This is a genomic window from Stappia sp. ICDLI1TA098, assembly GCF_054880955.1.
The window spans coordinates 78259-91826 of record NZ_JBTZBT010000003.1 but is presented as its reverse complement, the minus strand read 5'-3'; the positions used below and the strand labels follow the sequence as shown (position 1 = coordinate 91826).

Sequence of the window (13568 nt, the reverse complement as noted above, 5' to 3'; positions counted from 1 at the left end):
CGAACCCCACGGGATGAGGGCACCGCAATGAAGCGGCGCATCTTCTGCTTCTGGACCGGTGCCAATGCCATGTCCGAGAACCGGCGGCGCGGGCTTGAGACGCTTATCCGTGTGTCGGAATGCCAGGTCGAGTTTGTCACCGGCGACGACCTTGCGGCTTTTGTTCCTGCCGCCGATCTGCATCCGGCCTATCCCTTTCTCAATCTGGCGCATCGGGCCGACTTCCTGCGCTGCTACGCGATGCTGCGCCACGGTGGCGGCTATGCGGACATCAAGCCCTGCCAGCACTCCTGGGAGCCGGGCTTTGCGGAACTGGAGCGCAATGACCGGCTCTGGGCGGTTGGCTACAGCGAGCCGAACCCGGGCGTCATCTCGAACATGTACAGTTCGAGCCAGCAGCTGGGGGAGCGGTTCGACCGGTCGGCGCGCGCCTACCTGCACCGCAAGTGGCTGCAGCTTCATTATCGGGAATTGATCGGTGGCGGCGCCTTCGTCTTTCGGCCGGGCACGCCGCTGTGCGAACGCTGGTGGGCGGAGATGAACCGGCGGCTCGACCGGCTGCTGCCGGCACTTCGGGCCAATCCGGCGCGCCTGCCAAAGGAGCGCCCCGGCGATCTGGTTGATGGCGTGCCTTCGCGCTATCCGGTGCCCTGGACGCATATCTTCGGCGACGTCTTCCATCCGCTCGTCATGCGCCATCGACGGCGGCTCAGCACCCGGCTTCCGTCTCCGACTTTCACCGATTACGAGTAGGCGGAATGAGGCGGTCTGCGCCTTGCGAACCCTGCTGTTGCCAGGCGCGCTGCTTCACAAGCCGGATGTCGCCCGCGCCAAGATCCTGTTCGTCTCCCCAGCCAAGGCGGCGATAGAAGCCGGCGGCGCGGGTTGTCCTGCCCGTCTCGAGCCAAATGTTCGCATGACTTTGAAACAGGGCCTCTTCCGCGAACCGCACGAGCGCCTTGCCGATCCCCCGGCCTTCATGGGACGGGAGCACGAAGGCCGCGAAAAGTGAGCCCTCGTCCGGATCGATCATGGAAAACCCGACGATCTGACCATTCTCGACCGCGACCCATGCGCAAGTCGAAGCATTGATCATCTCCGTGATCGAGGCTTCCGTGATGCCCATGTCGGTCAGTTCGGCGGCTGTCAGGACATTCTCGGTCACGGAGGTTCTCACGTGGAAGATGCCGGCAACATCGAAAGCCGTGGCGGGTCTCACATGCGTCTGCATGACGGTTCTCGTTTCCAATGGCTGCCTGTTGCGTTTCAAGCCCGCATCGGGCGCGACCGGGCAGGCCCGAGCCTGTGGTTGGCTGGCGCCACACATGGCGCGCGGCCCGTCGCGAGGCCATCGGGGTGGAAGGGCTTCATTTCGAAGCACAAGGTGGCAAAGAGAGAGCAGAGCTGCGCACGGCCTTGAGATGATCGGGCGGGTTCTTCCGGTTCATGTCGGGAGACAGTCAAACCGACCGCGCCAGGGCGGCAGCCCCGTGTCAGGCTATTGAATTGAAATGAAAATATAATTCGTCAGGAAATTGGTGGAGCCGAGGGGAATCGAACCCCTGACCTCTGCAGTGCGATTGCAGCGCTCTCCCATCTGAGCTACGGCCCCGCTCTATGAGCGTGAGCGGCATTTAGGGGAGGCGAAGGGGGGCTGTCAAGGCCCGTCACCGGCTTCCTGTGCAGAACGCACGCGGGCCGGGGAGGGGGCGTTAACCGAGCCCCGCTTTATCCGCTGCCTCTGCGTCCGCTGGGCCGGTTGGCGCAGCTGCAAGCTTGCGGGCGCGGGCCGGGGCGGCTACATGAGGGCAGACCCTTCACGATCCGAGCCGGAGCCCTTCCCGACATGCGCGCCATTCTCGACGTCGTCTTCGTGATCCTCAATCTCTACACCTGGGTGATCATCGCAAGCGCAATCTTCTCCTGGCTTTATGCGTTCAACATCGTCAACCCGCGGAACCAGTTCGTGGCGATGATCGGTCAGGCGCTCTACAATCTGACCGAGCCGCTTCTGCGCCCGATCCGCCGCGTCGTGCCTTCCATGGGCGGCCTCGATATCTCGCCGATCGTTCTGCTTCTCGGCATATTCCTGCTGCAGCGGGTGATCGCCTATTACGTCTATCCTTACGTCTACTGAGGCCGCGATGACCGGCGAGCCGTGCCCCTGGGAGACGCTTCCGGATGGAGTGCGGCTCAGCGTGCGCGCCACGCCCAATGCCTCGCGCGACGAAATCGAGGGCGTTTCGGTGCTGGCCGACGGGCGCGCTGTGCTCAAGGTGAAGGTGCGCGCCGTGCCCGACAAGGGTGCGGCCAATGCGGCCGTCGGCGCTCTGCTGGCGAAGCGCCTGGGGCTTGCCAAGAGCGCCGTCCGTCTCTCGTCCGGATCCACGGCGCGGCTCAAGCAATTCCGTCTCGAGGCCGGCGATGACGCGGAGCGGCAACGTCTTGTCGCTCTGCTTGCCGATTTCGCGCATCCATCCGGCTAGTCTTCGCCCGGTCGCCCCCTTGCCGGCGTCCGCGCGAGGCCCGTTCCCTTTTCTTTCCGACATGCGATACCCGGAGGTTCCATGACCGCTTCCCTGATCGATGGCAAGGCACGAGCCGCCCGGTTGCGCGCCGGCGTGGCGGATGCCGTGGCCAAGCTGCGCAAGAACGAGGGGCTGCGCCCCGGCCTTGCCGTCGTGCTGGTCGGCGAGGATCCGGCAAGCCAGGTCTATGTGACCAACAAGGTGCGCCAGACCGAAGAGTGCGGCATGCGCTCCATCGAGCACCGGCTGCCGGCGGACACCCGCCAGGCCGATCTTCTGGCGCTCGTGCACAAGCTCAACGCCGATCAGGGCGTCGATGGCATTCTCGTGCAGATGCCGCTGCCCGCCCAGATCGACGCCGACGAGGTGGTGCTGGCCATCGATCCGGCGAAGGATGTCGACGGCCTCCATCCGCAGAATGCAGGGCGCATTGTGCTCGGCCGCTCGGGGCTCGTGCCCTGCACGCCGCAGGGCTGCGTCATCCTCGCCAAGGAAGCGCTCGGCGGCGATCTTACCGGTCTCGACGCGGTGGTGCTCGGCCGCTCCATTCTCGTCGGCAAGCCGGTGGCGCTGCTGCTTCAGAACGAGAATTGCACGGTGACCATGGCCCATTCGCGCAGCCGCGATGTCGAGGCACTGTGCCGCCGTGCCGATTTGCTGGTCGCCGCGGTCGGCCGGCCGGAGATGGTGCGCGGGAGCTGGATCAAGCCGGGCGCGACCGTCATCGACGTCGGCATCAACCGCATTCCGGCGCCCGAGCGTGGCGAGGGCAAGACCCGGCTCGTCGGCGATGTCGCCTTCGCCGAGGCGCGCGAGATTGCGGGCGCGATCACGCCGGTGCCTGGCGGTGTCGGGCCGATGACGATTGCCTGCCTGCTCGCCAACACGGTGGTCGCCGCCTGCCGCCGGCGCAAGCTGCCGGTTCCGCAAATGTGAGCCCGTGCGGCGCGCGGAAAGAGAAAAGGCCGGTCCCTTGCGGGGCCGGCCTTTTTCGTGCGCACGCGCGGTGTCGCCTCAGGCGTTGCTGGGGGCGGGCGTGACCGAAAGCCAGGCCAGCAGGAGCCGGTAGGGCAGGAGCAGCAGCGTGGCGACCAGCAGCTTGACCGAGAGGTCGCCGGCTGCCCAGGACAGCCAGCGCGGCACCTCGAGGGCGAACACGCCGAGGAAGGGGGCCGTGCCGGTGGCGAACGCGTCGCCGAAGCCCAGCAGCGGGGTCGCGGCGGCGGCGAAGGCGATGCCGAAGAAGAGCGCCGTGTCGAGCACGGAGGCGATCAGCGAGGAAGCGACCGGCGCCTTCCACCAGGCCTGCCGGCGCATGCGGTTGAAAATGGCGATGTCCAGCATCTGGGCGCAGAGGAAGGCCGAGCCCGAGGCGATGGCGATGCGCGGCGTGGCGAGCCAGACCGACAGGACAACGGCGAGGGCAAAGCCGACCAGCACCACCTTGCGCGCCGCCTGGGGGCCGAAACGGCGGTTGGTCAGGTCGGTGACCAGGAAGGCGGCCGGATAGGTGAAGGCGCCCCAGGTCAGCAGGTCGGCAAGCTCTAGGCCGCCAAATGTGGCGATGACCGGATACTGGACCAGGATATTCGAGGCGACGACGACGACGGCCATGGCGGCCACGGCCACCAGCGCGCGGGGCGCGGTGAAGCGGGAAATGGGCTGGTCCAGGGTCATGCGGGGTCTGTCTCCGGCAGGGTAGCGCGAAAGGCCGGCAACCCGCCGGCGCGAGGCGCACCGCAAACGCCAAAAGGAGGCGCCATGGCGCCTCCGGCAGTCGCCGCGATCACGCGATCACGGCTGTTCGTGTGTCCTGTCGCCTCCGCGCCGTCGTCGGGCGCGGAGAAGCGCAATCAGGCCGCTGCTGCTGCCGAGGTCTCGGCCAGACGGCGGCGGATCTCGGTGCGCAGGATGCGTGCCTTCGGCGACAGCTCGCTCTCGGCAGCCTTCAGAAGGAAGGCGTCGAGGCCGCCGCGATGCTCGACGGACCGCAGGGCATGCGCGGAAATGCGCAGCTTGTAGGTCGCGCCGAGGGCGTCGGAGATGAGCGACACGTTGCACAGGTTCGGCAGGAACCGGCGACGGGACTTGTTGTTGGCGTGGCTGACGTTGTTACCGGTCATCACGTCCTTGCCGGTCAGTTCGCAACGGCGGGCCATGGGACACCTTCTTGTTTTCGTCTGATCGTTGCCGATCGTTGGTCGTCTGTTCGCAGCTTGCAAGGCTTGCTGCGGGCGGTTCGATTGCGGGAGATCCCGCCATACACAACTACCGCTTCCCTCGCGAACCCGATCCGGTCCGGCAAAAGGCTCGCGGCAATGGATGAAAAGTCGGCCTGCTATAAGGAACCTCCACCGCGCCGTCAAGAGCGATACGCGCCGGCGTGGCAAGGGATCCTCCCGTCCCGGCTCTGCGTCGCCGGCCTTTCTGTGCCAGTTGGCCTGCATTTGGCGGCAATCATTTGCAGTCCATTAACCATGCGGTTACCGTGCCACGGGACAATGGCCGTGAAATGTTCCCCGGTGTCACGGCTGTCCGTCGCGGCGGGGCGTCTCGAGTTTCATCGCGTTTCAAGCGGTCGGCCCCACCGGGGCGCGGCCCGGATGAGGGTCCGATGTTCAAAGATGTCTTCGCGAAGGGGCGCCGCGCCGGGCGGGCGACGGCCGCTGTTGCCGCAGGCCTCCTGCTGTGTTCCCTGCCGGCCGGACCGGCGGCGGCGGAGACCACGCGGCTCGGAGGTGTCTACGACATTTCCGTTTCCGGGCTGACGATCGCGCGCGGATCGCTGTCGCTGGTCGTTCAGGGCAATGCCTATTCGGCCAAGGCCGGCATGGAGCCGGCGGGCATTGGTACGCTGTTTTCCTCCGGAAAGGGTGGGGCGGAAGCCTCAGGCTGGCTCTCCGGCAAGTCGGTACGTCCGGCGCGCTACAAGATGGCGTCGCGCGCCGCCGACCGCGATTTCTTCGTCGATCTGGAGCAGGGCTCCGGCAAGGTGCGCTCCATGCGCGTCACGCCGAAGTTCAAGCCCAACGCGGAGCGCATCAAGGTCACCAAGAAGCACACGCGCGGCGTGGTCGATCCGCTGAGCGCCATTCTGATGCCGATCAGCGCCAGGCGCGGCGACGGGAAGAGCGTGTGTGCGCGCAAGATCCCGGTTTTCGACGGCTGGACCCGTTTCGATATCCAGCTTTCCTACAAGGAGACGCGAGAGGTCTCCGGAAAGGGGTATGACGGGCAGGTGATCGTCTGCTCGGCGCGCTGGATTCCGGTTGCCGGCCACCGCCCGTCGGTGGCGTCTGTCAAGTATATGGCCGAGAACCGGAAGATGGAGGCGTGGCTTGCCCCGCTCGGCGCGGGCAATGTCTATGTCCCCTATCGCATCGAGATGGGCACCAAGAGCGGCACGCTCGTCGTCGAGCCGCGCAAGCTCGATCTCAGCGGTGCGCGCGACCAGGCGACGCGCTGAGGAGGCGGCCTTTCCGGCACCCTCGCGCGCGGATGCTTGCGCGGATGGCTTGACACGGCCGGCCGGTCTCGCCAGTGTCGCGCCGCAATCGGCGGGCGGGCCTTCCTGGGCCTGTCGACCGCCAGATACCGCAGAAGCAGCGCCCGGACCCGACCCCAGATGCACAGTTTCCTTGAGTTTGAAAAGCCCGTCGCCGATCTTCAGGGCAAGGTGCACGAATTGCGCTCCGTCGCCGCTTCGGGCGAGGAAGTCCAGATCGCGGGAGAGATCGAGCGGCTGGAAGAGAAGGCAGATCAGGCTCTCAAGGACATCTATTCCCGGCTGACGCCCTGGCAGAAGACGCTGGTGGCGCGCCATCCGGACCGGCCGCACGCGCTCGATTATGTCACCGGCCTGATCGAGGACTTCACGCCGCTGGCCGGCGACCGCAACTATGCCGAGGATGCGGCGGTGATCGCCGGCATCGGCCGGTTCCGCGGCCGCTCGGTGGCGATCCTCGGCCAGGAGAAGGGCTCCGACACCCAGTCGCGGCTCAAGCACAATTTCGGCATGGCCCGGCCGGAAGGCTATCGCAAGGCCGTGCGCATCATGGCGATGGCCGAGCGCTTCGGCCTGCCGGTGCTCTCCTTCGTCGACACCGCCGGCGCCTATCCGGGTATCGGCGCCGAGGAGCGCGGTCAGGCCGAGGCGATCGCACGTTCGACCGACGCCTGCCTGGCGCTGGGAACGCCGAATGTCGCCATGATCATCGGTGAGGGCGGATCGGGCGGCGCCATCGCCATTGCCTCCGCGAACCATGTGGCCATGCTCGAGCATGCGATCTACAGCGTTGCCTCGCCGGAAGCGGCGGCGACGATCCTGTGGCGCGACGGCGCGCGGGCGCAGGATGCGGCCACCAACATGAAGATCACGGCCCAGGACCTGCTGCAGTTCAAGGTCATCGACGAGATCATCGAGGAGCCGCTCGGCGGCGCGCATCGCGCCAAGGAGATTGTCGTCGACCGGGCCGGAGCGGCCATCGAGGCGGCGCTGGCGGGCTTCGACGGCATGGACGCGGCGGCGATCCGGGCGCATCGGCGCAAGAAGTTTCTGGAGATCGGCCGGAGCCTGTGAGGCTTCGGTTGCGCCTTGCCGCCAAAACGCCAGAATCATCAGGCAGCAGGTAGTCGGCGACGCCTGCCCGTCAGTGCGTCGGCCTCCAGATGATTGCGGCTTGGTAACCTTGCGTCAACCAAACTCCCGGACCCTTGGTCTGCAGTGCGTGGCGTGGCAGGGCAGGCGAGCTGATCGGCGCGAGAGGCGCAAGGAACGACATGAGCATGACGAGCGGCATGGCGCGGAGTTTCGCGGGCTTTGACCTCGGGCGGATGGCCCGCGGTCCGCGCAAGGCGCTTGCCGCGCTGGCGCTTGCGGCCGTGCTGGCTGGATGCCAGGCGGACGAGCTGGGCTACGGCCCCAAGCACATGCGCCCCGTCAGCAGCGAGATCAAGGCGAAGATGACCCGGCTGAGCATGAACATGTCCAGCCCGATCATGCTGCGCATCTTCAAGCAGGAATCGGAGCTGGAGGTCTGGAAGCAGACCAAGTCAGGCCGCTACGCGCTGCTCGACACCTTCGAGATCTGCAAATGGTCCGGCGACCTCGGGCCGAAGAAGAAGGAAGGCGACCGTCAGGCGCCGGAAGGCTTCTACGAGATCACGCCTGGCCTGATGAACCCCAATTCCAGCTATCACCTGTCCTTCAACATGGGCTATCCGAACAAGTTCGACCGGGCCTACGGGCGCACGGGATCGAACCTGATGGTGCATGGCGCGTGTTCGTCGCGCGGCTGCTACGCGATGACCGACGCGCAGGTGCAGGACATCTACGCGCTGGCGCGCGAGAGCTTCAAGGGTGGCCAGCGCACCTTCCAGGTCCAGGCCTTCCCGTTCCACATGACGGCCGAGAACATGGCCAAGCATCGCGACAGCGAGCACTACGACTTCTGGAAGATGATGAAGCGTGGCTACGATCACTTCGAAGTGACGAAGACACCGCCGAAGATCGAGGTCTGCGAGAAGCGCTACGTGTTCGACGCCGTTCCGCTGGTGGAGGGAACACCCTTCCGCGCGACCGCGCAGTGCCCGGCCTTCCAGGTGCCCACGAGCATCGAGACGGCGGTGCTTGCCAAGGAGCGCAAGGACGACGCGGAAATTGCCCGTCTGGTCGAGGCGGAGAAGCGCTCCGAGGAGCGCAAGGCACAGATCGCCGCCTTCTTCGGCAATGACGACGAGACGAAGAATGCGGCTGCGGACGAGGCTCCGACGGGCAGCGTTCCGGCCGGAGCGGTTGCGCCGGCAGCTCCCGCGCAGACGGCAACCGCGCCAATGACGCCGATCCCGTCGAACTCGCCCGCGAACGAGCAGGCCTTCGCGGCTCCGAAGGAAAAGGAATCCGGCGGTTTCTTCGGTCGTCTCTTCTCCGGCGGCTCCAAGACCGAACAGCCGGCCGGCATCGCCGATCCGGCGGCGCCGATCCCTCCCGCCAAGCCTTAGGCCGGCCCGCGTCTCAGGCCCAGATCGCCATGCGCAGGCCCTTGCCGTCGCGTGCGAACGGGGAGGGGAAGGGCTGCGCCCGCGCGCCAGCGATGCGTTCGGCGATCACCGCGTTGACGGCGCAATCGAGCAGGTCGTCGCGCCCGACCCCGGAGGGGCGTGCCTGCTCGAACCAATCCCTCTCGTAGCCATGGCGCACAAGCAGTTCGGCGCGTTCGGCGATGCCGGGCGCGTGGCCTGCCGATTTCTGCTTCTTGGGCAGGGACATCGGCCGTTCGCCGTTCAACCGCCAGAAGGCAAGCTCGGGGTGCACCTCGAAGACGCGGTCTTCCAGGCTCGGAGCCATCAGCGCGTCGATCTCGCGGATGCGCGTGAAGAGGTTGAACGCCTGTTTCGAGACCTTGCGCGGCGGATCCGAGCTTTCCAGTGCGACCCGGCAGGCCTCGCGGTAATCGGTGCAGGCGACGGCGGCGCGAGAGGGCACGGAGAAGACGGAGGACTGGCGCGCGCCAAGGAGGGGGCGCACCGCCGTTTCCGGACCACGGCCGCCGCGCCCGGCGCGATCCGGCAGGCCGATGGGCATGTCGACGGCGAGGACGGACAGGCTCTCGTCGGCGAGGAGTTCCGAAAAATCGGCAAACAGGCGGAAGTCGTGGCGAAGCAGGCCGTCGGTGGTGCGTTCGCGGATGGTCACCGCCCAGCCGGCGCGGCAGCCGTCGATGCCGGCGACCCGCATCGTCGCGACCGCCTTCAGGCGCGCATCGGCGCGTCGAGCACACGCCGGCAGGATACGAGAGCCATCGGCTGCACCAGCGAGGCCTGCTCGCTCGAAATGAGCAGGTCGCGGGCGCCCTGCTTGACCGAGCGCGCGACCATTTCGAAGACGCCGGCGGCGGCCCGTTTCAGCGCCGTCTCGTCGTCGTATCCGGCAAGCAGATTGGTGGTGAGCAGGGATGACATCAGGTCGCCCGTGCCATTGGGGGCATTCGGCACCAGCCCGTGCTCTGCCGCCAGCGCGCCGCGCATGGTGACCAGCAGGTTGGAGACCGAGTTGCGGCGAAGCGCCGGCGCGGAGGTGACGAGCACCCTCGGCAGGCCGAGGCCGCGGGCGGCCGCGATTGCCTGCATTTCTGTCTCGATGGTCTGGCCGGTCATCCAGCGAAGTTCGAACAGGTTGGGCGTGGCGATATCGGCCAGCGGCAGCAACAGGTCGCGGACGGCGGCGGCGGTTTCGGCCGCCACATAGAGCCCGCCCTCGTCGCCGACGACCGGGTCGCAGAGATAGAGTGCGTCCGGGTTGGCCTTTCGCACCGCCGCCACCAGCCGGGCGATGGCCTCGGCCTGGGCGGCGCTGCCCAGGTAGCCGGAAATCACGGCCCCGACATTCGCCAGATTGTCGGCATGGGCGACGTCGTTGGCGAGGGCGTCGAAGCTGGCGTCCGGGGCGACGATGCGCTCGCCGCGCCCCTGGCTCGGGTTCCAGGGTAGCAGGATCGTCGGCAGCAGCCAGACGGCGTGGCCCATGCGCTCCAGCGCAAAGACCGAGACGCGGCTGCCGACCGTGCCGCGCACGACCTGCGAGTTGATGACGAGAACGTCCGGTCTGGCCGCCGGCGGCATCGCGCCGGGCATCATTGGCCTGCCGTCCCGCTCTGGCCGCCGAAGCGGGTGCGGATGTAGTCGTCGACCATCACCTTGAAGTCATCGGCGATGGAGGGCCCCCGCAGGGTTGTCACCTTCTTGCCGTCCACGAACACCGGGGCCGAGGGCGTCTCGCCGGTGCCGGGCAGGGAGATGCCGATGTCGGCGAACTTGCTCTCGCCGGGGCCGTTGACGATGCAGCCCATGACGGCGACGTTCAGCGATTCGACGCCGGGGTACTTCTCGCGCCACACCGGCATCTGCTCGCGGATGTTGTCCTGGATGTCGCGGGCCAGCTCCTGGAACACGGTGGAGGTCGTGCGCCCGCATCCCGGGCAGGCGGCGACCACCGGCACGAAGGCGCGGAAACCCATCACCTGCAGCAGTTCCTGGGCGACCTGCACCTCGCGGGTGCGGTCGCCGCCGGGCTCGGGTGTCAGGGAGACGCGGATCGTGTCGCCGATACCCTGCTGCAGCAGGATGCCCATCGAGGCGGCCGAGGCGACGATACCCTTGGTGCCCATGCCTGCCTCCGTGAGGCCGAGATGCAGCGCGTAGTCGCACCGCCGCGCCAGGTCGGCGTAGACGCCGATCAGGTCCTGCACCTGACTGACCTTGGCCGACAGGATGATCTTGTCGCGGCCCATGCCGAGTTCCTCGGCGCGTTCGGCCGACAGCAATCCTGAGCGGATGATCGCCTCGCGCATGACGGCGGCGGCGGAGACCGGGCGTTCGCTGGCGGCGTTCTCGTCCATCAGGTGGGTCAGCAGATCCTGGTCGAGCGAGCCCCAGTTGACGCCGATGCGCACCGGCTTGTCGTGCTTCAGCGCGATGTCGATGATCTCGCCGAACTGGCGGTCGCGCTTGTCCTTGAAGCCGACGTTTCCCGGATTGATGCGGTATTTGGCCAGCGCCTCGGCGCAGTCGGGGTGATCGGCGAGCAGCTTGTGGCCGATGTAGTGGAAGTCGCCGACAAGCGGGACGTTGACGCCGATGCGTGCCAGCCGGTCGCGGATGCGCGGCACGGCCGCGGCGGCCTCGTCGCGGTCGACGGTGATGCGCACGAGCTCGGAGCCGGCGCTCGCCAGCGCCGAGACCTGGGCCACCGTGCCGTCGATGTCGGCCGTGTCGGTGTTGGTCATCGATTGCACGACGACCGGCGCCCCGCCGCCGACCGTGACGGAACCGACCGCGACCGGTACCGAGGTTCGCCGTCGTGCCGGGCCGAAGCCGTCGTCGCTCACGCTGTCCATGCCGGTGAAATCCATGCCGCCGATCCGTTCGTCTCGTGCCTGCGATGGGGCGCGCGCCTCAAAGGGCGGGCCCCCTGCGAGGCGATTTCCGTTCCGCGGCGCGCGTCTGCGCGACCGCTCCCCGGGCGTCGCCTTCCCGTCGATTGAATAGGGCGCGCCGGCTTCTTTCGCAAGGCCGGCCCTTGCGGCATCGGCGCATTCGCGCTCCAATCCGGCGGATCGCGCCCTTGACCGGGGGGCGGCCCGACCTCATTTCCGGGGACGGGGCGCGTGTCCGCCCGCGATCCACGACAGCGAGATGCACGGATGAGCCCATGTTCCTGATCGTCCTGAGCAGAACGCTGGCCCTGGCGCGCAAGGAACTGGCGACGCTGTTCGCGGCTGGCTGGGGCTACATGCTGTTGCTGGTTGCGCTCAACGCGGCGATCTCCCTGCCGCTGATGCCCGAAGCGGGCTTTGCCACCGGCTCCTACATGGTCGAGCCCATCGCCGCCGGCGACGAGGTGCGGACAGTGGCCTTGCGCGGCCTCGCCATCGTTGCAAACGTGCTGGCAGGTTTTTCCATCGGCGTTGCCTACCTGCGCCGTGTCCTGCTCGGGCGGCGGGAGTTCTTTCTCGCGTTCGGCGCGCGCAATGTCTGGGTCGCCTGGAAGCTCGCGGTGCTCGGGCTGATCGGGGCGCTGCTGTTCCTGCCGATCCTGTTCGCCGCTCTGCTGCTGACGCCACTCGTCGGGCCCCTTGCCGCGATCCTGGTGCTGGCGAGCCCCTTCCTGGTCATCCTCGTGGTGCAGCGCCTGTCGCTGGTGCTGCCGGCGATCGCGCTCGACGACGACCTGAGCCTTGGCGATGCCTGGCGGCTCAGCCAGGGCTTCGGGCTGGCGCTGATGGTCGCGGCCATCGCGATCTGGCTGCTTGCCGCGGTCCTTGGCTTCACCTGGTATTTCCTGCTGGGCGTTCTGGGGCTTGTCGCGCCCGACACGCAGACGCTGGCAGTGCTGCATTCGGCGCTGTTTCCCATGGGGGCGATGGTCATCGTCACCTGGCTCTACAGCTCGCTGCTGGCGACCTCCTACGCGCTGGCACGCGAACGCTTCGCCGAGAAGGTCGGCCTTGAACTTGCCGAACGGGAGCGGGCGGAAGCGGTGCGGGCACGGGCGCACAAGCAGCGGGCCGCGGCCGCCGTCTCCTCGGTGCGCGATCTGTCACGCGGACGTCGGCGCGGGGGCAACGGCTGAGCGGCGCCGATGGGCCGGGACGGCCACGCATCTGCTGATTGCAATCCCGGGCCTCTGCGGTTAGGTCAGAATGGCTGCAGCATCGCGGGTTTGATCGTCAAGGGGGCACAATGTTCGTCAACACCACCGTCCGGCTCTTTACCGGTTCGTTCAAGGCGCTCTTCGCTGATTTCGACGTCTTCCTCCGGATCTGCTGGGCATGGTATGCGCTGATTGCCGTTCTTTCCGTTGCCGGAACGCTGCTCTTCGGCGACAGCAAGCTGATCGCCCTGCCGATCGTTCTGATCTGGCTGTGCGCGAGTGGCTCGATCGCGGTTGCCTGGCACCGCAATCTTCTGTTGCGGGAAAGCCCGGCCGCCATGAACCTGCGTTTCGGCGGCCGCGAGCTCCGCTATGTCCTGAAAATGTTCCTTGTGGCGTTGATGCTGGTTATCCCGGCAGCCCTGGTTGGCGCTGCGGCCGGGGTGTTCGCGGCCAGCCTCCTGGGCTCGCCGGAAGGCGCCGGCGCCACCGTGTTCATCATCGTCGTTGTGGCGGTGGTTTTGCTCCTGCTGATCCCGCTTCTCATGCGGCTGTCGCTTGTCCTGCCGGCAACCGCGCTCGATGAGCCCCTCGGCTTCCGCGAAGCCTTCGGCAACAGCCAGGGGCTCGGCCTGCCGATGGCGCTGGCCGGCATCGGCCTGGCGCTCGTCGTTGGCGTGTTCGACTATGCTCTTTCGCTTCTCGCCGGCCTTCTGGGCGGCGGATCGATCATCGGGACGATTGCCGTCTTCATCCTCTCCATCGCCCTTCAGATCGCCACCACGGCGCTGCAGATCGGTGTGCTCACGGGTGGCTATTACATCTTTTGCGAGCGGTATGCGCCGGGGCCGGATACCAGGCGGAGCTGACGCCCGGCGGAGGGGCCGGGA

The 13568-nt window shown here is 67.3% G+C and carries 15 protein-coding genes and 1 tRNA gene; 9 read left to right on the top strand and 7 right to left on the bottom strand.

Annotated elements, in window-relative coordinates; genetic code table 11:
• Window positions 1-27: 27 nt before the first annotated feature.
• A complete protein-coding gene (locus ACSLUQ_RS15465; RefSeq protein WP_461809042.1) occupies window positions 28-753 on the top strand; it encodes a glycosyltransferase family 32 protein in 726 nt (241 codons plus the stop codon).
• Here ACSLUQ_RS15465 and ACSLUQ_RS15460 read toward each other — a convergent pair.
• Together ACSLUQ_RS15460 and ACSLUQ_RS15455 are read right to left on the bottom strand one after the other, a co-directional pair.
• Complete coding sequence (locus ACSLUQ_RS15460) at window positions 737-1327, bottom strand: GNAT family N-acetyltransferase (RefSeq protein WP_461809041.1); 591 nt, start codon at window positions 1325-1327, stop codon at window positions 737-739. The two genes, ACSLUQ_RS15465 and ACSLUQ_RS15460, sit on opposite strands and share 17 nt — an antisense overlap.
• 209 nt (window positions 1328-1536) lie before the next feature.
• Window positions 1537-1612, bottom strand: a tRNA-Ala gene (locus ACSLUQ_RS15455).
• A 234-nt stretch (window positions 1613-1846) separates the two neighbouring features.
• Between ACSLUQ_RS15455 and ACSLUQ_RS15450 the strand changes: the two genes are divergently transcribed.
• The 3 genes from ACSLUQ_RS15450 (at window position 1847) to folD (ending at window position 3464) form a co-directional block, all read left to right on the top strand.
• Complete coding sequence (locus ACSLUQ_RS15450) at window positions 1847-2137, top strand: YggT family protein (RefSeq protein WP_417771617.1); 291 nt, start codon at window positions 1847-1849, stop codon at window positions 2135-2137.
• Between the two features lie 7 nt (window positions 2138-2144).
• Window positions 2145-2486, top strand: a complete 342-nt coding sequence (locus ACSLUQ_RS15445; protein ID WP_417771618.1) for a DUF167 family protein — start codon at window positions 2145-2147, stop codon at window positions 2484-2486.
• Between the two features lie 81 nt (window positions 2487-2567).
• On the top strand, window positions 2568-3464 hold the full coding sequence (folD, locus tag ACSLUQ_RS15440; protein WP_461809040.1) for a bifunctional methylenetetrahydrofolate dehydrogenase/methenyltetrahydrofolate cyclohydrolase FolD: 897 nt from the start codon (window positions 2568-2570) through the stop codon (window positions 3462-3464).
• Between the two features lie 78 nt (window positions 3465-3542).
• On the opposite strand, the gene ACSLUQ_RS15435 is transcribed toward folD, so the two are convergent.
• A complete protein-coding gene (locus ACSLUQ_RS15435) occupies window positions 3543-4205 on the bottom strand; it encodes a VUT family protein (protein ID WP_461809039.1) in 663 nt (220 codons plus the stop codon).
• A 176-nt stretch (window positions 4206-4381) separates the two neighbouring features.
• The gene (gene rpmB / locus ACSLUQ_RS15430; protein WP_417771621.1) at window positions 4382-4687 is read right to left on the bottom strand and encodes a 50S ribosomal protein L28; all 306 of its coding nucleotides are present in this window, start codon (window positions 4685-4687) and stop codon (window positions 4382-4384) included.
• A 455-nt stretch (window positions 4688-5142) separates the two neighbouring features.
• Here rpmB and ACSLUQ_RS15425 point away from each other — a divergent pair, with 455 nt between their 5' ends.
• The 3 genes from ACSLUQ_RS15425 to ACSLUQ_RS15415 all read left to right on the top strand — a co-directional run bounded on the left by ACSLUQ_RS15425 (window position 5143) and on the right by ACSLUQ_RS15415 (window position 8528).
• Complete coding sequence (locus tag ACSLUQ_RS15425; protein WP_461809038.1) at window positions 5143-5994, top strand: DUF3108 domain-containing protein; 852 nt, start codon at window positions 5143-5145, stop codon at window positions 5992-5994.
• 159 nt (window positions 5995-6153) lie between these two features.
• Window positions 6154-7107, top strand: coding sequence for an acetyl-CoA carboxylase carboxyltransferase subunit alpha (locus ACSLUQ_RS15420; RefSeq protein WP_417771623.1), 954 nt, complete (start codon window positions 6154-6156; stop codon window positions 7105-7107).
• Between the two features lie 200 nt (window positions 7108-7307).
• The gene (locus ACSLUQ_RS15415) at window positions 7308-8528 is read left to right on the top strand and encodes a L,D-transpeptidase family protein (protein WP_461809037.1); all 1221 of its coding nucleotides are present in this window, start codon (window positions 7308-7310) and stop codon (window positions 8526-8528) included.
• 13 nt (window positions 8529-8541) lie between these two features.
• On the opposite strand, the gene ACSLUQ_RS15410 is transcribed toward ACSLUQ_RS15415, so the two are convergent.
• Genes ACSLUQ_RS15410 through ispG form a run of 3 tightly spaced genes read right to left on the bottom strand, consistent with a single transcriptional unit; the run spans window position 8542 to window position 11437 of the window.
• Window positions 8542-9264, bottom strand: coding sequence for a DUF429 domain-containing protein (locus ACSLUQ_RS15410; RefSeq protein ID WP_417771625.1), 723 nt, complete (start codon window positions 9262-9264; stop codon window positions 8542-8544).
• Window positions 9265-9278: 14 nt separating this feature from the next.
• Window positions 9279-10163, bottom strand: a complete 885-nt coding sequence (gene pdxY, locus ACSLUQ_RS15405; RefSeq protein ID WP_417771626.1) for a pyridoxal kinase — start codon at window positions 10161-10163, stop codon at window positions 9279-9281.
• Entirely contained in the window at window positions 10160-11437 is a 1278-nt protein-coding gene (ispG, locus tag ACSLUQ_RS15400) for a flavodoxin-dependent (E)-4-hydroxy-3-methylbut-2-enyl-diphosphate synthase (protein WP_461809036.1), read from the bottom strand. The genes pdxY and ispG overlap by 4 nt, the downstream gene beginning before the upstream one ends.
• 299 nt (window positions 11438-11736) lie before the next feature.
• On the opposite strand from ispG, the gene ACSLUQ_RS15395 reads away from it, so the two are divergent.
• Window positions 11737-12657 (top strand): 4-hydroxy-3-methylbut-2-en-1-yl diphosphate synthase, encoded by a 921-nt coding sequence (locus ACSLUQ_RS15395; RefSeq protein ID WP_461809035.1) that lies wholly within the window; start codon window positions 11737-11739, stop codon window positions 12655-12657.
• A gap of 110 nt (window positions 12658-12767) precedes the next feature.
• Window positions 12768-13547, top strand: a complete 780-nt coding sequence (locus ACSLUQ_RS15390; protein WP_461809034.1) for a hypothetical protein — start codon at window positions 12768-12770, stop codon at window positions 13545-13547.
• Window positions 13548-13568 lie beyond the last annotated feature (21 nt).

Coding starts and splice junctions, on each gene's coding strand:
- ACSLUQ_RS15465 (WP_461809042.1), top strand. CDS start 28: ATGAAGCGGCGCATCTTCTGCTTCTGGACCGGTGCCAATGCCATGTCC.
- ACSLUQ_RS15460 (WP_461809041.1), bottom strand. CDS start 1,327: ATGTGTGGCGCCAGCCAACCACAGGCTCGGGCCTGCCCGGTCGCGCCC.
- ACSLUQ_RS15450 (WP_417771617.1), top strand. CDS start 1,847: ATGCGCGCCATTCTCGACGTCGTCTTCGTGATCCTCAATCTCTACACC.
- ACSLUQ_RS15445 (WP_417771618.1), top strand. CDS start 2,145: ATGACCGGCGAGCCGTGCCCCTGGGAGACGCTTCCGGATGGAGTGCGG.
- folD (WP_461809040.1), top strand. CDS start 2,568: ATGACCGCTTCCCTGATCGATGGCAAGGCACGAGCCGCCCGGTTGCGC.
- ACSLUQ_RS15435 (WP_461809039.1), bottom strand. CDS start 4,205: ATGACCCTGGACCAGCCCATTTCCCGCTTCACCGCGCCCCGCGCGCTG.
- rpmB (WP_417771621.1), bottom strand. CDS start 4,687: ATGGCCCGCCGTTGCGAACTGACCGGCAAGGACGTGATGACCGGTAAC.
- ACSLUQ_RS15425 (WP_461809038.1), top strand. CDS start 5,143: ATGTTCAAAGATGTCTTCGCGAAGGGGCGCCGCGCCGGGCGGGCGACG.
- ACSLUQ_RS15420 (WP_417771623.1), top strand. CDS start 6,154: ATGCACAGTTTCCTTGAGTTTGAAAAGCCCGTCGCCGATCTTCAGGGC.
- ACSLUQ_RS15415 (WP_461809037.1), top strand. CDS start 7,308: ATGAGCATGACGAGCGGCATGGCGCGGAGTTTCGCGGGCTTTGACCTC.
- ACSLUQ_RS15410 (WP_417771625.1), bottom strand. CDS start 9,264: ATGCGGGTCGCCGGCATCGACGGCTGCCGCGCCGGCTGGGCGGTGACC.
- pdxY (WP_417771626.1), bottom strand. CDS start 10,163: ATGATGCCCGGCGCGATGCCGCCGGCGGCCAGACCGGACGTTCTCGTC.
- ispG (WP_461809036.1), bottom strand. CDS start 11,437: ATGGATTTCACCGGCATGGACAGCGTGAGCGACGACGGCTTCGGCCCG.
- ACSLUQ_RS15395 (WP_461809035.1), top strand. CDS start 11,737: ATGTTCCTGATCGTCCTGAGCAGAACGCTGGCCCTGGCGCGCAAGGAA.
- ACSLUQ_RS15390 (WP_461809034.1), top strand. CDS start 12,768: ATGTTCGTCAACACCACCGTCCGGCTCTTTACCGGTTCGTTCAAGGCG.